17 protein-coding genes and 4 pseudogenes are annotated in these 20990 nt (G+C 72.7%); 5 read left to right on the top strand and 16 right to left on the bottom strand.

Features of this window, described 5'->3' with window-relative positions; genetic code table 11:
- The 8 genes and pseudogenes from BN2279_RS24065 to BN2279_RS24030 form a co-directional block, all read right to left on the bottom strand.
- Positions 1-271 (bottom strand): annotated as a pseudogene (locus BN2279_RS24065) (hypothetical protein); the annotation flags it as partial.
- A gap of 3 nt (positions 272-274) precedes the next feature.
- Positions 275-1615, bottom strand: a complete 1341-nt coding sequence (locus BN2279_RS24060; protein WP_059013148.1) for a TadA family conjugal transfer-associated ATPase — start codon at positions 1613-1615, stop codon at positions 275-277.
- 55 nt (positions 1616-1670) lie between these two features.
- Positions 1671-2048 carry a TadE/TadG family type IV pilus assembly protein gene (locus BN2279_RS24055; protein ID WP_059013147.1) on the bottom strand — a complete coding sequence of 126 codons (378 nt, stop codon included), beginning with the start codon at positions 2046-2048 and terminating at the stop codon, positions 1671-1673.
- 3 nt (positions 2049-2051) lie between these two features.
- The gene (locus BN2279_RS24050) at positions 2052-2453 is read right to left on the bottom strand and encodes a TadE/TadG family type IV pilus assembly protein (protein WP_059013146.1); all 402 of its coding nucleotides are present in this window, start codon (positions 2451-2453) and stop codon (positions 2052-2054) included.
- Positions 2450-3679, bottom strand: a complete 1230-nt coding sequence (locus BN2279_RS24045; protein ID WP_059013145.1) for a CpaE/TadZ family protein — start codon at positions 3677-3679, stop codon at positions 2450-2452. Before BN2279_RS24045 ends, BN2279_RS24050 begins: the two co-directional genes overlap by 4 nt.
- A gap of 16 nt (positions 3680-3695) precedes the next feature.
- The gene (gene cpaB / locus BN2279_RS24040) at positions 3696-4454 is read right to left on the bottom strand and encodes a Flp pilus assembly protein CpaB (protein WP_059013144.1); all 759 of its coding nucleotides are present in this window, start codon (positions 4452-4454) and stop codon (positions 3696-3698) included.
- A gap of 33 nt (positions 4455-4487) precedes the next feature.
- Complete coding sequence (locus BN2279_RS24035; protein WP_059013143.1) at positions 4488-5369, bottom strand: hypothetical protein; 882 nt, start codon at positions 5367-5369, stop codon at positions 4488-4490.
- Between the two features lie 180 nt (positions 5370-5549).
- The gene (locus tag BN2279_RS24030) at positions 5550-6845 is read right to left on the bottom strand and encodes a type III PLP-dependent enzyme domain-containing protein (protein ID WP_059013142.1); all 1296 of its coding nucleotides are present in this window, start codon (positions 6843-6845) and stop codon (positions 5550-5552) included.
- A 205-nt stretch (positions 6846-7050) separates the two neighbouring features.
- Between BN2279_RS24030 and BN2279_RS24025 the strand changes: the two genes are divergently transcribed.
- Positions 7051-8262, top strand: a complete 1212-nt coding sequence (locus tag BN2279_RS24025; protein ID WP_059013141.1) for a pyridoxal phosphate-dependent aminotransferase — start codon at positions 7051-7053, stop codon at positions 8260-8262.
- A gap of 42 nt (positions 8263-8304) precedes the next feature.
- On the opposite strand, the pseudogene BN2279_RS24020 reads toward BN2279_RS24025, so the two are convergent.
- Positions 8305-9820: pseudogene (locus BN2279_RS24020) on the bottom strand (phosphoenolpyruvate carboxykinase (GTP)).
- 98 nt (positions 9821-9918) lie between these two features.
- Here BN2279_RS24020 and trhA point away from each other — a divergent pair.
- Genes trhA through BN2279_RS29600 form a run of 3 tightly spaced genes read left to right on the top strand, consistent with a single transcriptional unit; the run spans position 9919 to position 12331 of the window.
- On the top strand, positions 9919-10566 hold the full coding sequence (trhA, locus tag BN2279_RS24015; RefSeq protein WP_059013140.1) for a PAQR family membrane homeostasis protein TrhA: 648 nt from the start codon (positions 9919-9921) through the stop codon (positions 10564-10566).
- Between the two features lie 53 nt (positions 10567-10619).
- Positions 10620-12179, top strand: coding sequence for an MFS transporter (locus tag BN2279_RS24010; RefSeq protein ID WP_234348075.1), 1560 nt, complete (start codon positions 10620-10622; stop codon positions 12177-12179).
- A complete protein-coding gene (locus BN2279_RS29600; protein ID WP_159037321.1) occupies positions 12176-12331 on the top strand; it encodes a hypothetical protein in 156 nt (51 codons plus the stop codon). The genes BN2279_RS24010 and BN2279_RS29600 overlap by 4 nt, the downstream gene beginning before the upstream one ends.
- Before the next feature lie 487 nt (positions 12332-12818).
- On the opposite strand, the gene BN2279_RS24005 is transcribed toward BN2279_RS29600, so the two are convergent.
- The 3 genes from BN2279_RS24005 to BN2279_RS23995 form a co-directional block, all read right to left on the bottom strand.
- Positions 12819-14819 (bottom strand): thioredoxin domain-containing protein, encoded by a 2001-nt coding sequence (locus tag BN2279_RS24005; RefSeq protein ID WP_059013139.1) that lies wholly within the window; start codon positions 14817-14819, stop codon positions 12819-12821.
- A gap of 27 nt (positions 14820-14846) precedes the next feature.
- Entirely contained in the window at positions 14847-15347 is a 501-nt protein-coding gene (gene greA, locus BN2279_RS24000; RefSeq protein ID WP_059013138.1) for a transcription elongation factor GreA, read from the bottom strand.
- Positions 15348-15511: 164 nt separating this feature from the next.
- Complete coding sequence (locus tag BN2279_RS23995) at positions 15512-15934, bottom strand: DUF4307 domain-containing protein (RefSeq protein WP_059013137.1); 423 nt, start codon at positions 15932-15934, stop codon at positions 15512-15514.
- A gap of 111 nt (positions 15935-16045) precedes the next feature.
- On the opposite strand from BN2279_RS23995, the gene mca reads away from it, so the two are divergent.
- On the top strand, positions 16046-16918 hold the full coding sequence (gene mca / locus BN2279_RS23990) for a mycothiol conjugate amidase Mca (protein ID WP_059013136.1): 873 nt from the start codon (positions 16046-16048) through the stop codon (positions 16916-16918).
- 232 nt (positions 16919-17150) lie between these two features.
- Here the strand turns inward: mca and BN2279_RS23985 are convergent.
- From BN2279_RS23985 to BN2279_RS23970, 4 genes and pseudogenes are all read right to left on the bottom strand, one after another.
- Positions 17151-17714: pseudogene (locus BN2279_RS23985) on the bottom strand (threonine ammonia-lyase); the annotation flags it as partial.
- A gap of 334 nt (positions 17715-18048) precedes the next feature.
- Complete coding sequence (locus BN2279_RS23980; RefSeq protein WP_079032456.1) at positions 18049-18936, bottom strand: ABC transporter permease; 888 nt, start codon at positions 18934-18936, stop codon at positions 18049-18051.
- Positions 18933-19973 (bottom strand): ATP-binding cassette domain-containing protein, encoded by a 1041-nt coding sequence (locus BN2279_RS23975; protein WP_059013135.1) that lies wholly within the window; start codon positions 19971-19973, stop codon positions 18933-18935. Before BN2279_RS23975 ends, BN2279_RS23980 begins: the two co-directional genes overlap by 4 nt.
- 172 nt (positions 19974-20145) lie before the next feature.
- Positions 20146-20859 (bottom strand): annotated as a pseudogene (locus BN2279_RS23970) (pyridoxal-phosphate dependent enzyme); the annotation flags it as partial.
- Between the last annotated feature and the right edge of the window lie 131 nt (positions 20860-20990).

The following is a 20990-nucleotide window of genomic DNA, read 5'->3' as shown; positions in this document are numbered from 1 at the left end:
GGCGCGGGGGGAGTGCGGCGGCGGGGCGGTTGGCGAGGGGCCGGGCGGGCTGGGGGGGTGGGGGGGTGAAGTTCGCGGGGCGCCGGGTCCGCTGCCGGGTGGGGAAGAGGTTGCCGCCCCAGAGGGCGACGAGCGCGAGGGCCGGGCCGACGAGCCGGCTGAGCACCAGGCGCCGCTGCTCGCGCCCGCCGGCGTAGAGCTGGATCCCGGCGACGGCGCAGATGAGCGCGAGCAGCACGAGGCCGATGACGAGGAGGGACAGGGTGCCCATGGGTCAGCTCGCCTCCCGGGTGGCGAGGTGGGTGTCGTCGAGGTGGACGCCGAACGCCTGCGGGATCGGCTCACCGGCCAGGTAGAGGCGGTCGGCGACGGCCCGGGGTATCGGGTAGTGGTGGAACCGGCCGTGCACGCGGCCGTCGGGGGTCATCGGCTCGGGGCGGAACTCGGCGACGGTGGCGATGCGGAACGGCTCGCGGCCGTGCGAGGAGAGGATGGCGACCTCGGCCAGGCGGCGGGAGCCGTCGGGGTGGCGGGTGAGCTGGACGAGGACATCGACCGCGCTGTTGATCTGGTCGCGCAGCGCCTCGAACGGGACCTGGAGCTCGGACATGGAGGCCAGGGTCTGGAGGCGCAGCAGCGCGTCCTCGGCGTTGTTGGCGTGGACGGTGGCGAGGGAGCCGTCGTGGCCGGTGGACATGGCCTGGAGCATGTCGAGGGTCTCGCCGCCGCGGACCTCGCCGACGATGACGCGGTCGGGGCGCATGCGCAGGGAGTTCCGCACCAGATCGCGGATGGTGACCTCGCCCTTGCCCTCGATGTTGGGCGGGCGCGACTCCAGGCGGATGACGTGGCTCTGCTGGAGCTGGAGTTCGGCGGCGTCCTCGACGGTGACGATGCGCTCGCCCTCGGGGATCAGGCCGCTGAGGGCGTTGAGCAGGGTGGTCTTCCCCGAGCCGGTGCCGCCGGAGACGATGATGTTGAACTTGGCCCGCACCAGCCCGGACAGCAGCATGACGAGCTGTTCGTCGAGGGTGCCGAAGCCGATCAGCTCGGCGAGGGTGTAGGCGCGGGGGAAGCGGCGGATGGTGAGGGTGGCGCCGCTCAGGGACAGCGGCGGGATGATGACGTTGACCCGTTCGCCGGTGGGCAGGCGCGCGTCGACCATCGGATTCGACTCGTCCACGCGGCGGTTGACGGTGGAGACGATGCGTTCGATGGTCTGCATGAGCTGTTCCTCGGACGCGAAGCGCAGCGGCAGCCGTTCGACGCGGCCGGAGCGTTCGACGTAGATCTGGTCGGGGCCGTTGACCATGATCTCCGTGATGGAGGCGTCCTCCAGCAGGGGTTCGAGGATGCCGAGGCCCAGCGCCTCGTCCACGACGCGGCGGATGAGCAGGGCGCGCTGCTGGGTGGACAGGACCGGGCCCTCGCGGCTGAGGATGTGGCCCAGCACGCGTTCGAGCCGGTCGCGGCGGTCGCCGGTGCCGAGCGAGGACATCTCGGCGAGGTCGATCTCCTCCAGCAGCTTGGCGCGGTAGGTCGCGACGAGCCGGCTGTCGCCCGGTCCGGTGTCGGTGGTCTCGTCGGGGGCGTGGACTCGGGATCTCAGGCCCATCGCTCGCTCCTCACCTCGGTGCCCCTCGCTGTCTCGGCTCGTCCCCGCCCGGTCGTCAGTCGCACGGCATCGTCACGGTTCTGCTGGCCTCGCCGAAGAGGTCGACGAACGGCAGGACGGACGGCACGGTGACGCTGGCCGTCACGGTGGCCTCGTCGCCGCAGGTCGCCTCGGCCTCGACACTCACGGTCAGCCAGTCGCTGACCGCGGCCCGGCCGGCCGCGGCGTACTCGTCCTCGATCTCCTCCTGCGCGGCGGTCCTGGCGGCTGCCCTGGCCGCGGAGCCCGCCTGCTGTGCGGCATACCCGACGAGTCCGAGCTGAAGCGCGGTCAGGGCGACGAGCACCAGCAGCGGCAGCCAGCCGGCGAACTCCACGGCGGTGACGCCGCGGTCGTCCCTCCACGGCGGGCGGCGGGGGTGTCGTCCGGTCATGGGTCAGCCCTCCTCCGCCGCGCCGGCCGAGCCGGAGACTGTCAGGGGCAGGTTGAACGCGCCGGGGAACAGGACGGGGACCCGCAGATCGATCTCGGCGCGGCGGACGTTGCCCACCAGCGGGCACGAGACGTCGGCCTCCCAGGCGGCGGGCAGGTGCGCGGTGGCCGCGGCCTCGCAGGCCGCCTCGGCGTCGCCGTCGGCGCCCGCGCCGGCCCGCGCCCCCTCGTCGGCCGCGTTGCCGGCGAGCGAGAACGTGTAGCCGATGAGGACGCACTGCCAGATCATGGCCAGCATCACCAGGATCAGCGGGAAGATGCCGGCGAACTCGACCAGCACCGCGCCCCGGTCGCGCCGGGGTCCGCCCGCCGCTGTCCGCCGCGGGGCCGCCCCGCGGGGTGTCATGGCCGCCTGCCCCGGCGTCTGCCGACTCCGGCGGTGGCCGGCTCCGGGGCGACCAGGCCGAGTTCGACGGCGAGCGCCCACATGGCGCGCCGTACGTGGCCGCGCGCGTCGAGGTCCTGGATCCGGCCGGCGTCCTGCGCCTCCTGCAACTCGCGGAAGCCCGCCGGGATCACGCTGCGGGCGACGTGGGTGCCGGTGATGCGGGAGATGAGCTGCGGCTGGATGTGGCTGGTGCGCCCGAGGCGGTTGACGACGGTGAGCGTGTCGGCTGCCTTGCGGATGCGGAGCCGGTCCCACATGCGGACCATGCGGTTGACGGCGCGGACGGAGATGACGTCCGGGGTGGTGACGAGAAGGGCGATGTCGGCCATCTCGACGGCGGCGGCGTTGGCGCTGTTCATGTGCGAGCCGCAGTCCACCACGACGACGTCGTACCGGGACTTGACCGCCGCCAGCACCTGCCGGGCGGTGGCGTCGCTGACGTCCTCGCCGCGCTCGCCCTCGGCCGGCGCGATCAGCATGGACAGGCCCGTCTCGTGCGTGAACACCGCCTCGGCCAGCACCTGCGGGGTGATGTCGACGATCCCGGCCAGGTCCGCGACCGACCGGCGGAACTGCACGTCGAAGTAGGAGCCGACGTCCCCGCACAGCAGGTCGAGGTCGACCAGGATCGCGCCCCGTTCGAACGGCCCGGCGGTCTGCGCGGCCAGCGCGAGCTGGGTGGCCAGCACGGTGGCGCCGACGCCGCCCTTGGCGCCGGAGACGGTGACGATCCGGCCGCCGGGGCCGGGGGCGGGGGTCTCGCCGCCCGCGCCGAGGTGGCGCCGCATGCCCGCCGCCCACTGGGCGGCTGCCTGCACCCGGGCGCCGAGTTCGTCGTAGGACAGGGGCAGTCCGGCCAGTCCCCGGGCGCCCGCGTCCATCGCCGCCGAGTACAGCGCGGCGGTGGGCTCGCCGGAGACGAGCACCACGCCCACCGCCGGGAAGCGCAGGGCGACTTCGCGGATCAGCTCCAGGGCGGGCAGCGGCCCGATGTGCTCGTGGATCACCACGACGTCGGGCAGTTCGGCGACCGACGCGTGGGTGAGGGAGGCGAGGGTGTCGAGCAGCGTGCCGGAGTCCGGCACGGAGCGCATCGGCTCGCTGTCGGGGAGCTGGCTCAGCAGGGTGATCAGCGAACGGGTGGTGTCCGGATCACCCACCGCGGGCAGAATGCGCGTCGTCATCGGTCCACCTGCTTTCTTAGGGGAGGACCCCGCCGAGGTCGGCGTGCGGATCGCCGAGGATGTCCCCAATGATGGTGTACGTCCGCTCGTCCTCCGGGATGTCCCGCTCGTCGCCGGGGGCCACGAGCGCCAGCCGGACCTGCTCGGCGAACGCCTCCGCGAACGTCACGCGCTGCGCGTCCTCGTTGCCGAGGGCGAAGGTGATCGGGACGGCCTCCATCGTGTTGCTGTCGTCGTCCTCGACCTCCGTGAGGTCGCCGACCTCGATCACCTCGGCGTTGTTGACCATCAGCCGGACGATCTCGGTGGTGTCCTCCTCGTTGCCCTCCTCGGCGCCCTGCGCCCGGACCCGGAAGGCGGCGTACATGTTGATCGTGGAGCCCGGCCGGATCTTGCCGGCCACGCCGGTCGACGCGTCGATCATGACGGCGATCTCCATCTGGCCCGGGTCGAGTTCGGGCCGCGCGGCGAGCATGTCGCTCTGGAGCAGCGACCCTTCGCGCAGCGGGCCGACGGCGACCCGGTCCCTGACCTCGTCCAGGTCCGTGACCGCCGAGTCCGGTATGTACCGCTCCGGGATGCTGACTTCGCGCAGCTTGTCGGCCGTCACCGCCTCATAGGGGTCGATGTCCTCGCTCAACTCGTACGCGGTGGTCTCCGGGCCGACCTTCGACTCGACGTCGTTGATCACCGCGAGCACCCCGGCGAAGGCGCCGAGGGCGAGCAGCACCGATGCGAACAGCAGCAGCAGGCCGCGTCGCTGGCGAGCGTTCATGAAGCGTGTCTACCCTCTCCGTCGTGGTCGCTGTCATCCCGCGCCCGGTGCGAGTGCCCTGCGTCGCGCCGTTCCTATCGCGCGCGGCGCGCGTTCCTGAGGCATCACGGGGGCGGAACAGAACGCGCAGCGGTCGCCGATCAGCGTCAGGCCGCACCAGTGGCAGGCTTCCTGCCGCATCGAGCTCACCATCTGGTAGAGCAGGGAGACGTCGGGTATCGCGGCGGCGAACTCCACCAGCTTGGCGGTGGCCCACCAGGAGGCCGACTCGGCCGGCAGGTGCACCGGGTGCAGGGCCTGGACCTGCCACTGCCCGGCGAGCCGGCGGGTCACCCACGCGCTGTCCAGGGAGCCGGGGGCGTAGGTGAGGGTCGTCGCGAACTGCGGCCCGGCCAGCGCCACGTCGCCGTCGGCGCGGACCAGTTGGGGCGTGGGTCCGGCCAGGACGGCGCACGGGCCGCCCGGTTGCCGGGTGCCGTCGGTGGCGGGCAGCGCGACGGGTACCCGGTCGAGCCGGGTGCCGGAGCCGAGCAGCGCACCCGCGTAGATGTAGTGCGCCAGCAGCCGGGCCGAGGCGCCGAGGACGCCGGGGGCGAAGTCGCAGCCGGAGAGCTGGCGGAGCTGCCGCACCAGCACCGCGGTGCCGAGCGGCGGCAGGGCGCTGGGCAGGAGGGCGACGCGGTCGGACTCCAGCATGGCGCGCACCGCGTGCAGCCGTTGGACGTACGGCAGCGGGGTCGTGGTCGGGTACAGCACGATCACGTGGCCGTGGAGGCTCAGCAACTCGCTGATCTCGGCGAGCGCGGCCGGGAAGTCCTGCCGCTCGGGCGGCGTCAGCACATGCGCGCCGGGGGTCTGCTGGTCGGTGGGCGGCAGCACGAGGTCGGCGCTGGTGACCGCGATGGCAATCGGCATGCCGCTCCCCCCGGGCCCTTGGACACCCGTCTCGTACGGTGACTGTGCTGATGCTGATGCTGGTGACTGTGTTGGTGGCTGTGCCGGTGGACTGTGCTGGTGACTCCGCCAGTTGGGCAGCTTATCGACTCCGCCGCCCGGGGGAACAGCACGGATCGGCGACCGCCGGCCCCGGACGTCTCAGAAGAATGTGCGGACGTAGTCGGTGACGGTGCCGTCGCCCGCGACGAGCGGGATCACGGGCCACTTCTCGAAGATCGTGCACGGATGCGACATACCCAGCGCCACCCAGTCACCCACCTGCGGCAGCACGCCGCCCCCCGCGCGGGTGTCGCGGCCGGCCGACGGGCCCCGGACGAAGGCGTGCTGGTCGGCCAGTCTGCTCACCACCAGGCCGTATCCGCCGCGCACGCGGCCCTCCGCGGTGCGCACCGCCTGCACCTCCGGCGGGCCGAGGTCGTACGCCATGTCGCGCTTGCCCGCGTTGATCAGCGCCAGGTCGGGGTCGGGCCGGGAGACGACCTGGGCCCAGAGCCGGAACGCGGGCAATAAGGAGCCCTCCAGCGGGGCCCGGTTGAACGGGGTGACGTCCCGGTACCGGCCGTCGTCGTGGCTGACATAGGCTCCGGCGCGCAGCATCTTCAGGACGGGCCTGGACAGTTCGGGCAGGGCGGTGAACGCCCCGGCCACCGCGTCGAACCAGGCGCTGCCGCCGGCGCTGAGGATGATCTCGCCGAGCCCGGCGAACCGGCCGGTCTTGTCGAACTCCACGGCCAGCGCGCACAGCCCGTCCAGCCAGCGGCGCACCGAGACGGCGTCCGCGTCGGGGATCTCGCCCTCGTACCCGGCGACGCCCACCAGCCGCAGCGTGCCGGTGCGGGCGACCGCGTCGGCGACGGCCGTCGCCCGGGCCGCGTCCCGGACGCCGCCGCGCCCGCCGGGGACGCCGAACTCGACCACCACCTCCAGCGGCCGGCGCGCGCCGGCCGCGCGCAGGGCCGCGTCCATCAGTTCCACGCCGCGCGGGGAGTCCACGTAGCACACCAGGCGGAAGCCGGGGTCGGCGTCGAGTTCGCCGGCGATCCAGGCCAGGGCGGCGGCGTCGACCACCTCGTTGGCGAGGAAGATCCGCCGCACGCCGAACGCCCGCGCCACGCGGGCCTGGTGCGGCACGGCCACGGTGATGCCCCAGGCGCCGTGGTCGAGCTGGCGCCGGAAGAGGGCGGGCGCCATCGACGTCTTGCCGTGCGGCGCGAGCACCAGGCCGTGGCGCCCGGCGAACCGCTCCATGCACGTCAGGTTGTGTTCCACCGCCTCAGCCGAGAGCGTCAGGACGGGGGTGGTGAACCCGCCGGTGTACAGGTCGCGCCGCTCCGCCGCCAGCTCCCCGATCGTGCTCCCCGCCGCGTCGGGCGGCAGGCCCTTGAAGCGGTGGTCGACGGTCTCGTCGGCGAGCGTGTCGAAGGCGGTGGGCATGGCGACTCCGGGTGGCCGAGCGGCATCGGACGGGTACGGCAGGGGCCGGCGGAACCCCCGACCCTACCTAGCACCGGGTGCGGGGATGGTCAACGGACGGCGACCGCCGCCGGGCCCGGCCGCGCCGCGCGCCACGGGCGCCGCGCCCACCCGGGTGGGCGAAAACACAAGGCGCGCCGCGTAACACGGCCGTAAGGTTGCGGGCATGCAGGTGATCCAGTCGGCGAAGCTCGCCCATGTCTGTTACGAGATCCGCGGTCCGGTGCTCGAAGAGGCGCAGCGGCTGGAGGCGGCGGGCCACCGCATCCTGAAGCTCAACACGGGGAACCCGGCGGCGTTCGGCTTCGAGTGCCCCCCGGAAATCCTGGAGGACATCCTCCGCAACCTCTCCACCGCGCACGGCTACGGGGACGCGAAGGGCCTTTTGTCGGCTCGCCGCGCGGTGATGCAGCACTACCAGACCAAGGGCATCGACCTGTCGGTCGAGGACGTCTATCTGGGCAACGGCGTCTCGGAGCTGATCCAGATGGCCATGCAGGCGCTGCTGGACGACGGCGACGAGGTGCTCGTGCCGGCCCCGGACTACCCGCTGTGGACGGCCTCGGTCGCGCTGGCGGGCGGCACGGCCGTGCACTACCGCTGCGACGAGCAGTCCGACTGGATGCCCGACATCGCCGACATCGAGCGCCGGATCACCGACCGGACCAAGGCGCTGGTGATCATCAATCCGAACAATCCCACCGGTGCCGTATACGACGCGGAGATGCTGCGGCAGCTCACGGAGGTCGCCCGGCGGCACCGGCTGGTGCTCTGCTCGGACGAGATCTACGACCGGATCCTGTACGACGGCGTCGTCCACACCCCCACCGCGGCCATCGCGCCCGACCTGCTGACGCTGACGTTCAACGGCCTGTCGAAGAACTACCGGGTGGCCGGGTTCCGCTCCGGCTGGCTGGCGGTGTGCGGCCCGAAGGAGCACGCCTCCAGCTATATCGAGGGCCTGACGATCCTGGCCAACATGCGGCTGTGCGCCAACATGCCGGCCCAGCACGCCGTGGCCGCCGCGCTCTTCGGCCGCCAGTCGATCGAGCAGCTCGTGCTGCCGGGCGGCCGGATCAAGGAGCAGCGGGACGTGGCGTACGAGAAGCTGATCAGCATCCCGGGCGTGACGTGCGTGAAGCCGAAGGGCGCGCTGTACGCGTTCCCGCGCCTGGACCCGAAGGTCTACAAGATCAAGGACGACCGGCAGATGGTCCTGGACCTGCTGCGCGCCGAGAAGATCATGATCGTGCACGGTACGGGCTTCAACTGGCCGGAGCCGGACCACTTCCGCATCGTGACCCTGCCGCAGGCGAGCGAGCTGGCCGGCGCGGTGGAGCGGATCGGCTCGTTCCTGGACGGCTACAGCCAGTACTGACGCCCCGGCGGGCCCCGCACGCCGTTGTGCGGGGCCCATCCCTCAGCCCAGCCGGTCCAGCCGCTCCGTCAGGGCCCGGTACTCGTCCCACAGCTCCTCGGGAGTGTGGGTGCCGAAGGTGCGCAGGTGCTCGGGGATCAGGGCGGCCTCCTGCCGCCAGATCTCCGGGTCGACCTCCAGGAGGAAGGCGAGCTGCTCCCGGGTGAGGTCGAGGCCCTCGGTGTCCAGCGCCTCGGCCGTCGGGAGGATGCCGATGGGGGTCTCGACGCCCTCCGCCCGGCCCTCCAGCCGCTCGACGATCCACTTGAGCACCCGGATGTTCTCGCCGAAGCCCGGCCACACGAAGGAGCCGTCGGCGTCCCGATCTCGGCCATCCTCTTCGGCGGGCGCCGCGCCAGTCGGTCAGGTGGGCGGGCGGGTCGTCGGTCATGCCCTCCCACCACACGTCGCCGTCGTCGGTGAGGGCGACGTTGGTGAAGACCGAGTTGCCCCACAGGGTGCGCATGGCGTTGGCGTTGGTCTTCTCGCCGGTCCCGGGGGCGACGCCGAAGAAGCCGGCCTCGGGGTTGATGGCGCGGAGCCTGCCGTCCTCGCCGAACCGCATCCAGGCGATGTCGTCACCGACGGTCTCGATCTTCCAGCCGGGGAGCGTCGGCTGGAGCATCGCCAGGTTGGTCTTGCCGCAGGCGGAGGGGAACGCCGCGGCCACGTAGTGACTCGTCCCGTCCCCGGGCGGGGGGAGCTTGAGGATGAGCATGTGCTCGGCCAGCCAGCCCTCGTCGCGGGCCATGACGGACGCGATCCGCAGGGCGTAGCACTTCTTGCCCAGCAGCGCGTTCCCGCCGTAGCCCGAGCCGAAGGACCAGATCTCGCGGGTCTCGGGGAAGTGCGAGATGTACTTGACCGGGTTGCACGGCCAGGGCACGTCGGCCCGGCCGTCGGTGAGGGGGGCGCCCACGGAGTGGACGGCCCGCACGAACTGTCCGTCCTCTCCGAGTTCGTCGAGCACCGGGGCGCCCATCCTGGTCATGGTGCGCATGGCGACGGCGACATACGCGGAGTCGGTGATCTCCACGCCGAGCGCGGAGAGGGGCGAGCCCAGGGGACCCATGCAGAACGGCACCACATACATGGTCCGGCCGCGCATGGAGCCCCGGAAGAGCCCCTGGCGGCCGGTGAAGATCTCGCGCATCTCCGCGGGATCCATCCAGTGGTTGGTGGGACCGGCGTCCTCCGGCCGCTCCGAGCAGATGAAGGTGCGGTCCTCGACCCGGGCGACGTCGGTCGGGTCGGAGGCGGCGTAGAAGGAGTCGGGCCGCTTATCGGGGTTCAGCCTGATGAACGTGCCCTTGGCCTCCAGTTCGGCGCAGAGGCGGTCGTATTCCTCCTGGGATCCGTCGCACCAGACCACCTGGTCGGGTTCGGTCAGCGCGGCGATCTCTTCCACCCAGGCGATGAGCTTGTGGTGGCGGGTCGGGGCGTTGGCGGCGACGGGAGCGGCTGATATCAGCGTCACGTTCGCTCCAGAGGGTTGAGGGTTTTCGTGCGAGTCGCTCATCCGTAGAGATTGAGCGCTCATCTGATAGTGCCGTCTCTTCTCTTCTGTGTCTAGTTGGGCTCATGTGAGCGCAACCGGGCGGTCGCTACCATCTGCACATGACCCTGTCGGCAAAACCCCGGTTGCGTGGCTGGCTGCACGCCGGCATGTTCCCCGCGGCGCTGATAGCGGGCGTCTTCCTCACGGCGCTGGCCGGGAGCCCGCGGGCGCGGGTGGCCTGCGCCGTGTACACGCTCACCGCCTGCCTGCTCTTCGGCATCAGCGCGCTCTACCACCGCGGCACCTGGACCCCGCGCGTCGAGGCCGTGCTGCGACGGCTGGATCACGCCAACATCTTCCTGATCATCGCCGGCACCTACACGCCGTTCACCATCCTGCTGCTCGACGGCGCGCGCGGGCAGCTCCTGCTGTGGGGGATCTGGGCCGGCGCGATCGCCGGCATCGTCTTCCGCGTCTTCTGGGTCGGCGCGCCGCGCTGGCTCTACACCCCCTGCTACATCGCCCTGGGCTGGGCGGCCGTGTTCTTCCTGCCCGACCTCCTGCGCGCCGGCGGGCCGGGGGTGGTGACGCTGGTGATCGCGGGCGGCGTGCTCTACAGCGCGGGCGGCGTGATCTACGGGCTCAAGCGCCCCGATCCGTGGCCGAAATGGTTCGGCTTCCATGAGCTGTTCCACTCGCTGACGCTGGCCGCCTTCGTCGTCCACTACGTCGGCATCTCCCTGGTCGCCTACCGCCCCGCCACCTGACGCTTCCCCCACGCCGCACCGGCCCCCCTTCGGAGAGCCACTACCATGCAGCGGTGGCTTCCGGAGGTGTGGTGGACGTGGACCCGGGGCTCGGCCCGCGCCGCTGGGGGGCCCTGGGCGCGCTCGCCCTCGCGACGTTCGTCCTGGCCCTCGACATGACCATCCTCAACGTCGCCCTGCCGTCGATCGCCGCCGATCTGAAGGCGGACACCGGCGGGCAGCAGTGGACCGTCGACGCGTTCCTCGTCGTCTTCGCCTCGGCCATGCTCCCGGCCGGAATGCTCGGCGACCGGTTCGGCCGCAGGCTGACCCTGGTCACCGGGCTGGCCGTGCTGCTGGCCGGCTCCGTCGTCGGCGCCCTGGCCGACGGGCCGGGCCTGCTCATCGCCGGGCGCGCCGTCATGGGCCTGGGCGCCGCGCTGGTCAGCCCGCTGACGGTGGCGGTGCTGCCCGCCCTGTTCGGGCCGGCGGAGCGCGCCAAGGCCATCGCCGCGCTGACCGCCGCGTTCACCGCGGGGCTGCCGCTCGGGCCGCTCGTCGGCGGCTGGCTCCTGGACCGCTACTGGTGGGGCTCGGTCCTCCTGGTCAACGTGCCGCTCGTCCTCGTCGCCCTCGCCGGCTGCGCGCTGCTGCTGCCCGAGACCCGGGAACGCGGCGCGCCCCCGGTCGACGTCCTGGGCGCGGCCTGCGTCGCCGGGGCGCTGGGCGCGCTGTGCCACGGGCTGATCGAGGGCCCGAGCCTGGGCTGGGGCGCCCCGCTGGTCCTCGCGTCCTGGGCCGCGGCCCTGCCGCTGCTGGCCGTGCCGGCCGCCCGGGAGCGCGGACGGGAACGCCCGCCCCTGGGCCTCGGCCTGCTGCGCGACCCGGCGTTCGGCGGGAACGCCCTGATCGGCGCCCTGATCAGCTTCATCCTCGCCGGGCTGATCTTCGTACTCCCGCAGTACCTCCAGGCGGTCCACGGCCACGACGCGTTCGGCACCGGCCTGCGGCTGCTGCCGCTGCTCGCCGGTGTCCTGGTCGCGGCCCGGGGCTGCCAGCCGCTGGTGCGGCAGTTCGGCCCGCGCGGCATCGTCGCGACCGGGCTGGCGCTGCTGTCGTTCGCCGGCATCCAGGGCAGCACCACCGAGGTCGGCTCGGGTTATGGACTCACCGCCATCTGGCTGACGGTCGCCGGCCTCGGCGCCGGGCTGGCGCTGCTCCCGGCCACCGAGGCGGCGCTCGCCGCGCTGCCGTCCGACCGGTCGGGCACCGGCTCAGGACTGCTGATGACCCTGCGGCACGTCGGCGGCGCCATCTGCGTCGCCGTCCTCGGCAGCCTGCTCGCCCAGGTCTACCGGGACCGCCTCGACACCGACGGCCTGCCGCCCGCCGCGGCCGAGGCGTCCCGCGAGTCGGTCGTCGCGGCCCACGCCGTCGCCGGGAACACCGGCCGGACCACCCTCGCCGACTCCGCCGACTGGGCGTTCACGCACGGCATGAGCGTGACCTTGTACGTCTGCTCCCTCACCGCCCTCGGCGGGGCCCTGCTGGCCGGGCTCCTGCTGCCGCAGCGGCGCGCGGTCAGGTCCGGGGTGACGACCCTGGCGACGGCCGAGGGAGACGCCCGGGAATGACCCGCGTGCCCTTCGCCCCCGCCGCCCTGGCGAGCCTCCGCGAACGCGTGAGGATCCGCACCCGGCAGGCGATCCGCGGCGCGGCGTACCGGCTGCTCGCCGAGCAGGGCCACGACACCACCCGGGTGGACCAGATCGCCGCCGCGGCGTAGGTCTCGCCCAGCACCGTCTTCCGGTGTCCTGGCGGACGGAAAGGACTCCGTCCTGGACGACGCCATGTGCGCCCGTCCCGCCCACGAGCCGCCCCCTGACCGCCCTGCGCGAGGCGATCCGCGCGGCGCCGCGGGGGGCGTACACCGCCCCGGAGGCGCGGGCCGAGATCCGGGCGCGGACGCGGCTGGTCGCGACGGTCCCCGCCGTGCGGGCGCGGCCGGACGAGACCATGGCCCGCTCCGGCCGCGTCCTGGCCAGGTCCTGGCCGAGTCCCCGGCCGTCCGCCCCGGCCGCGCCCCCGGCGACCTGGAGGTTCAGGTCCTCATCGGCGCCTTCCCCGGCGGCCTGCGCGCGGCGCTGATGTACCGGGCAGCCCACGACCTGCGGGACGACCTGACCGATGTGATCGACCGCGCGGTGGCCACCCTGCGGACCCGCCTCGCCGCCACCGGCGACCTGGCCGACGTGACCGGCCGCGCGGCGCGTTCAGCGGAGCTGGGCCGCCAGCTCCGCCGGGTCGGTGGTCGGCGCCGAGCAGACGAAGCCCCGGCACACGTACGCCGTGGCCCGGCCGTCGCGCAGCGGGCGGTCCGCCAGGAGCGGCGGGGCGCCGGGGACGTCCGGCTCGCCACGGGCGATCACCGCGCCGGGGGCCGTCGCGACGAGCGCCGCGCGGTGCAGTTCCGCCGTCGCCGGGTCGTTCCGCGGGCCGACGACGGCGACCTCGCGCGGCCCGTCGAGGGCCGCCTCCGCCACCGCCAGGCCCCAGCCGATGAAGCGCGGGGCGCGCGGGCCCAGCGCACGGACGATGCCCAGCGCCCGTTCGGCCGCCGCGCGGTGCCGCCCGCTGCCGGTGTACGCGGCGTACGACAGCAGCGCCCCGGCCGCCGCCGTCCAGCCGGACGGCGTCGCGCCGTCGGTCGGGTCCTGGGGGCGGCGGATCAGCTCCTCCGCGTCGTCCGCCGTGTCGTACAGCGCGCCGTCGTCGCCGGTGAACCGCGTGAGCACCGTCTCCAGCAGCGTCCCCGCCCGGTCCAGCCACGGCCGGTCGCCGGTCACCGCGTACAGCGCGAGGAAGCCCTCGGCGACGTCGCCGTAGTCGTCCAGCACGCCCGCGCTCGCCCCCGGCCGCCCGTCGCGCGAGGTGCGCGTCAGCCGGCCGTCCGCGCCAAGGTGGACCCGCACCAGCAGCCCGGCGGCGTCCGTGGCCGCCGCGACGAGGTCGGGGCGGTCGAAACAGACGCCCGTCTCGGCGAGCGCGGCGCCGGCCAGGCCGTTCCACGCGGCCACCACCTTGTCGTCCCGCTCCGGCCTCGGCCGCGCGGCGCGCGCGGCGAGCAGCCGCTCGCGCAGCCCGGGCGGCGGTTCGGCACCCGGCAGCCGCAGCACCGAGTCGCCCGCCTCGAACGTGCCGGCCCGGGTGACGCCGTACGCCCCGGCCGCGTCCCCGGCACCGGCCTCGGCCATCTCCTCGGGCGTCCACACGTAGAACGCGCCCTCGGCGTGGCCGCCGCCGTCCGGCCGCTCGCTGTCCGCGTCCAGCGCGGAGGCCAGACCGCCCTCGGCGGTGCGCAGCTCGCGGACCATGAAGTCCGCCGTCTCCAGGGCGATCCGCCGCGCGAACACCGAGCCGGTGGCCCGCCACAGGTGCGTGTACACGCGGGCCAGCAGCGCGTTGTCGTACAGCATCTTCTCGAAGTGCGGCACGGTCCACGTCGCGTCCACCGCGTACCGCGCGAAGCCGCCGCCGAGCTGGTCGTAGATGCCGCCGCGCGCCATCGCCTCGCAGGTCGCCTCGACCATCCGCAGCGCGTCGGCCGAACCGGTGCGCGCGTGGTGGCGCAGCAGGAACTCCAGTGTCATGGCCGGCGGGAACTTCGGCGCCCCGCCGAACCCGCCGTGCGCCACGTCGAACTCGCCGTCCAGCGCGCGCACCGCCGCGGCCAGGTCCTCCGCGCCGGGCGGCCCCGGGGCGTCGTACGACAGCCGCCGGTCCGCCAGCTCCCGGGTGATCTGCGCCGCGACCTGGTCGACCTCGCCCCGCCGGTCGGTCCAGGCAGCGTGCACGCCCTCCAGGAGCTGCGCGAACGACGGCATGCCCGAGCGGGGCTCGGGCGGGAAGTAGGTGCCGAAGTAGAACGGCTCGCCGTCCGGCGTCATGAAGACGGTCATCGGCCAGCCGCCCTGCCCGGTCGCGGCCTGGACGGCCTCCATGTAGACCGCGTCGACGTCCGGCCGCTCCTCCCGGTCCACCTTCACCGGGACGAAGCGGCTGTTCAGGTAGGCCGCGACGCTCTCGTCCTCGAAGCTCTCGCGCGCCATCACATGACACCAGTGGCAACTGGCGTACCCGACGCTCAGCAGGACGGGCACGTCCCGCCGCCGTGCCTCGGCGAACGCCTCGGCGCGCCACGGCCACCAGTCGACGGGGTTGTCCGCGTGCTGGAGGAGGTAGGGCGAGGTCTCGCCGGCGAGTCGGTTGGCCATGGGTCCATCCTGCACCGGGCGGCGGGCTCAGGCCGCCTGGTAGGGCTTGGCCTCCAGGACCTTGACCCGGGCGACGTTGCCGTTGGGCAGCGTGTACTCGGCCTCGTCGCCGACCTTCTTGCCCTTCACCCCGCTGCCGAGCGGCGACTGGGGCGAGTAGGTCTCGATGTCCGAGGTGGCGAACTCGCGGGAGGCCAGCAGGAACGTCATCGTGTCGTCCGGGTCGCCGTCGAAGGCGATGGTCACGACCATGCCGGGGGCCACCACACCGGTGTCCGCGGGGGCCTCGCCGACCTGCGCGCTCTCCAAGAGCTGGGTGAGCTGGCGCACCCGCGCCTCCATCTTGCCCTGCTCCTCCTTGGCCGCGTGGTAACCGGCGTTCTCCTTGAGGTCGCCCTCTTCTCGCGCCTGCTCGATCTTCTTCGCGATCTCGACGCGGGCAGGACCCGACAGGTGATCCAGCTCGGCCTTGAGCTGGTCATACGCCTCCTGGGTCAGCCAGGTGACAGTGTCGCTGGTCTGCGTCACAGGTGCTCCTCGGGTAAAGAGAGAGGGGATAAAAACAAGCGCCCGACCCGGACTCGGTGCGCTCCTGGGCGGGCGTTACATCGATCGAAAAGTCGACTCTAACAACGACCGTCGATGTGTGCGGAGAAATTACCCTCCGCTGCCGAACACAAACCCGTCACAACTCAGCGTGCGGCTGACGTGGCCTCCGTACAGCCCATCAGCTCGGCGGCCGTGGCACGCTCCGTGGTCCTGAGCGTCACGGACCGGTGCACACTATCCACGTCCTCGTCGAACCGGAAATCGGCGCGGCCGACCTCCAGGCCGTCCTCGGCCTGGGCCCGTACGGTGCAGACGCCGTCGGTGCCGGACGGCTTGCGGATCGCGATGTTGACCTCGATCTCGGCGTCCGAGACCACCTGGAAGCCGGTCAGCTCGCCGGTGACCTTCTGCCCCGAGATGTACGACACCCCGGCCCAGGCCACGAAACCGAGCAACGCCGCCCCGAGCACGGCACCGATGATCTTCAGCCGCCGGTCGGTCACGGCGTCGGCCGTGCCGGAGCGGCCGTACCGCCCCTCGGGCGGCTTCACACGCGCGTCAGCCATGACGGTCGGTCCTCGGAAACTCGGAATAGCGACAGCGGTCCATCAGTCACTATAGAAGGCGTGTGCCCCACGCCGACGAGTGACCTGACGGACGAGGACGAGGACCGAGCGTTGACCGAGCAGCTTCGGCTCATGGCCGTGCACGCCCACCCGGACGACGAGTCCAGCAAGGGCGCCGCCACCATGGCCAAATACGTGTCAGAGGGGGTGGACGTCCTGGTGGCGACGTGCACGGGCGGGGAGCGCGGCTCCATCCTCAACCCCAAGCTCCAGGGCGACCCCTATCTGGAGGAGCACATCCACGAGGTGCGGGCCCGCGAGATGGCCGAGGCCCGGGAGATCCTGGGTGTGCGGCAGGAGTGGCTCGGCTTCGTCGACTCGGGGCTGCCGGAGGGCGACCCGCTGCCGCCGCTGCCCGAGGGCTGCTTCGCCCTCCAGGACGTGGACGCCGCGGCCGAGCCGCTGGTGCGCCTGATCCGGTCGTTCCGGCCGCAGGTGATCACCACGTACGACGAGAACGGCGGCTACCCGCATCCCGACCACATCATGACCCACAAGATCTCCATGGTCGCCTTCGAGGCCGCCGGCGACCCCGCGCGCTATCCGGACGCGGGCGAGCCGTGGCAGCCGCTGAAGCTCTACTACAACCAGGGCTTCTCCCGGCCGCGCACCGTCGCCCTGCACCAGGCCATGCTGGACCGCGGTCTGGAGTCGCCCTACGGGGAGTGGCTCAAGCGCTGGGACGAGGTCGACTGGCCCGACCGGCAGCTCACCACCCGGGTGCCGTGCGGGGAGTTCTTCCCCGTGCGCGACAAGGCGCTGATCGCGCACGCCACCCAGATCGATCCGGACGGCGGCTGGTTCAAGGTGCCGATGGACATCCAGCAGGAGGTCTGGCCGACCGAGGACTACGAGCTGGCGCGCTCCCGTGTGGATACGTCGCTCCCCGAGTCGGACCTCTTCGCCGGCATCCGCCAGAATTGAGGGATGACTGACTTGCTGCCCCTTGCTGCCGAGGAACTCAACGAGTACACCGTGACACCGGGCGTGCTCGGCTTCATCGTGTTCGCGGTGCTGGGCGTGGCCGTGTGGCTGCTGCTCAAGTCCATGAGCAAGCACCTGAGAAGGATCTCCGTGCTGGAGGCCCAGGAACAGCACACGGCCACCGCCGGTGCCGCCGGCGACGGGAGGGGCGAGCGCGGAGCCTCCCGCTCCTAGCGCCCACTCCCCCCGCCCCCGGCGGCACCACGATCGTGCGGACCTCGGGGCACTGCTCCAGGATCTCCAGCCCCAGCGTGCCCTGCCCGGCCACCACGTCCGGGTGGTCGAAGGGGTGGATCAGCACGGCACCGGTGGTGGCGGCGAACTCCTGGGCGGCGGCCAGCGTCTCGTCCACCACCTGCCCGTGCAGCCGCACCTCGGCGCCGTAGTCGCGGGTGGCGGCCACCTTCGGCAGCGGGGCGCCGGCCGGCATGAACACCGTGGCCCGCACGCCCAGCAGCGCGGCGGCGAGCGCGACGCCCTGCGCGTGGTTCCCCGCGCTGGCCGCGACGACGCCGCGCTCCCGCTCGGGCGCGGACAGGCCCGCGACGCGGGTGTAGGCGCCGCGGATCTTGAACGAACCGGTGCGCTGGAGGTTCTCGCACTTGAGGTGGACGGGGGCGCCGACCAGCCGGCTCAGATGGCGGCTGCCCTCCAGCGCCGTCACCCGGGAGACACCGGTGAGCGTCTTCTGGGCGGCGAGCACGTCGTCCAGTCCGGGCCGGTCGTTCACAGGCATGCCGCAAGTGTCGCAGGCGCGAATCCACCCGGCGCGCGGTCCCGACCGCGCGCCGGGCAGGTGCCACGGGATCGCGCAATGCGCATCCGCGCGTCGGCCCGGCGGCGTACGCTGAGGCGCAAAACCAACTACGCGCGCATGACGCCCATTAAGTTCGATTTATTCTCGCAACCACAGGACGGCAGACGAGGTTTGCGCGGTTCTCGGGGGCGCGGAGAGGTGTAAAAGAGCCAGCGCCCCCCCCCCCCCGCGCCCCCCCCCCCCCCCGCCGCGCCCCGCGCGCCCGCCGACTTCGTCGCGCGTGCCGCTGTGCGCGGTGTCCGTCGTGCCGTCGTCAGCCGGTGGCCTGCCGGTACTTGCGCACGGCCTGCTTGCGGAAGAAGACGATCACGGCGACCGAGCAGAGCGCGGAGGCGAGGACCGGGTTCTGCATGGGCCAGGAGTCCGGCGCCCGGTAGCCCTCCGGCAGATTCCCGAACAGCTCGCGGACGGCCAGCACGGTGGCGCTGAACGGGTTCCACTCAGCGACGGGCTGGAGCCAGCCCGGCATGTTCTCCGAGGGGACGAAGGCGATGGATATGAACGTCAGCGGGAACAGCCAGACCAGGCCGCCGGACGTCGCCGCCTCCGGGGAGCGGACGGTGAGGCCGATCAGGGCGCCGATCCAGGTGAAGGCATAGCCGAAGAGCAGCAGCAGCCCGAAGGCGGCCAGCGTCTTGGTCGGGCCCTCGTGGGCGCGCCAGCCGACCAGGAAGGCGACGATGGCGAGGACGACGAGGGTGACGGCCGTCTGCACCAGGTCGGCGAAGGTGCGCCCGGTCAGGACGGCGCCGCGCGCCATCGGCAGCGAGCGGAAGCGGTCGATGATGCCCTTCTGCATGTCCTCGGCGATGCCCGCGCCCGCGCCCGCCGTGGCGAAGGTGACGGTCTGGGCGAAGATGCCGCCCATCAGGAACTCCCGGTACGCCTCGCGGTCCAGGCCGGCGCCCGGGATGTTGATGGAGCCGCCGAAGACGTACGAGAACAGGACCACGAACATGATCGGCTGGATCATGCCGAAGATCACGATCTCGGGGATGCGGATCATCCGCAGCAGGTTCCGCTTGGCGACGATCATGGAGTCGCGCAGGCCCTGACGGAAGCCGATCCGCTGGTCGTCCGGGCGGGCCGCGTGCCGGGGCCCGGTGGGCTGGCGGGGCGCGGCGGACAGGGGGCCGGTCATCGCGACACCTTCTTCCGGACCTGGTCCCGAGTGCGGGCCCTCTCGTCGGGTGGGCCGTCCGGCGCGGCGCCGGGCGGGGGGTCCTCGCCGCCGTCCGCCCCGGCGGCGTGGCCGGTGAGGGAGAGGAACACGTCGTCCAGGGTCGGGCGGCGCAGGCCGATGTCGTCCATCTCGATGCCCAGGGCGTCCAGCTCCCGGATGACCTCGGCCAGGGTCCTGGCGCCGCCCGGGGCGGGGACGCCGAGCTTGCGGGTGTGCTCGACCCGGGTGGTCTCGCCGGCGCCCAGGCGCCGGAGCACCTCCTCGGCCTCGGCCAGGCGCGCCCGGTCGTGCACCACGACCTCGACCACGTCGCCGCCTGACTGGCTCTTCAGCTCGTCGGAGGTGCCGCGGGCGATGACCTTGCCGTGGTCGACCACCGCGATGGTGTCGGCCAGCCGGTCGGCCTCCTCCAGATACTGGGTGGTGAGCAGCAGCGTGGCGCCACTGGCCACCAGCTCCTCGATGACCTCCCACAGGGCCTGCCGGTTCATCGGGTCGAGGCCGGTGGTGGGCTCGTCCATGAACATCACGGGCGGACTGATGATCAGTGCGGCGGCCAGGTCCAGGCGGCGGCGCATGCCGCCCGAGTACGTCTTGGCGGTGCGGTCGGCGGCCTCGGCCAGGTTGAACCGCTCCAGCAGCTCGTCGGCCCGGCGCTTGGCGTCCCGCGCGGAGAGCTGGTAGAGCTGCCCGACCATCTGGAGGTTCTCCCGGCCGGTCAGATAGTCGTCCACGGCGGCGAACTGGCCGGAGAGCCCGATGGACCGGCGCACTTCGTTCGGATACTTGAGCACGTCCAGACCGGCCACCTCGGCCCGGCCCTTGTCGGGCCGCATCAGGGTGGTGAGGACGCGGACCGTGGTCGTCTTGCCCGCGCCGTTCGGCCCGAGCAGGCCGAGGACCGTGCCCTCCGGTACGTCGATGTCGACTCCGTCCAGTGCCCTGACATCGCCGAAGGTCTTGACGAGACCCTCGGCGTAGATGGCGCCTGGCATGTGCTCTCCCAAGGTCGGACGGGACGACGAGTGGCGGACGGGTGACGGACGAGTGGCGGTGGCCGCTCTCACCAGTCTAGAAGTGACGCGATGTATCGCGATAGGTCCATCAGAGTGACGACGCTCGGGACGGACACGCGGAACGACAGGGGGCCGGACATGGACGCGGGCCTCAGCCGAGGATCCGGTAGCCCGCGGCGGACAGCGCCGCCGACACCTCCGCGCAGTGCTCGGGACCGAGGGTCTCCAGCCGCACCTCCACCTCCACCTCGCTGACCCCGAGCCGGGGGTCGGTCCGGACGTGGTTCACGGCGAGCACGTTGGCGTCGGTCCGGGACAGCTCGCCCAGCAGCGCCGCCAGCACCCCCGGCCGGTCCGGCAGCCGCAGCCGCAGCGACAGGTAGCGCCCGGCCGCCGCCATGCCGTGCCGAAGGCTGCGCTCCAGCACCACCGGATCGACGTTCCCCCCGGACAGCACCACCACCACCGGCCCGGTGAACCCGGAGGGGTCCGACAGCAGCGCGGCCACCGGGCTCGCCCCGGCCGGCTCGACCACCATCTTCGCCCGTTCCAGGCAGAGCAGCAGCGCCGCCGAGAGCGACGCCTCCGAGACCGTGCGGATCTCGTCCACCAGCTCCTGGACGAGGCGGAACGGCACGTCGCCCGGCCGGCCCACCTTCATCCCGTCCGCCATGGTCGAGACCTCGGGCAGCGTCACCGGCCGGCCCGCGGCCAGCGACGGCGGATAGGCCGCCGACCCCTCCGCCTGCACCCCCACGATCCTGACGCCGGGCCGCAGCGACTTGACCGCCAGCGCCACCCCCGCCGCCAGCCCGCCGCCGCCGACGCCCACCACGATCGTGCGGACCTCGGGGCACTGCTCCGAAAATGACACGGAGATCGATTACTTTTTTTTTTTTCAAACGAAAAAACGCAAAACGATATTTCTCCCTGCCTCGTGGGCTCGAAGAGGTGAAAAAGAAACAGAACCCACTCAAGTCACCGCCCCGGCCCAGG

The organism is Streptomyces specialis (assembly GCF_001493375.1).
Classification (GTDB): domain Bacteria; phylum Actinomycetota; class Actinomycetes; order Streptomycetales; family Streptomycetaceae; genus Streptomyces; species Streptomyces specialis.
The sequence above is the reverse complement of the archived record's forward strand: the minus strand, read 5'-3'. Positions and strand labels throughout refer to the sequence as shown.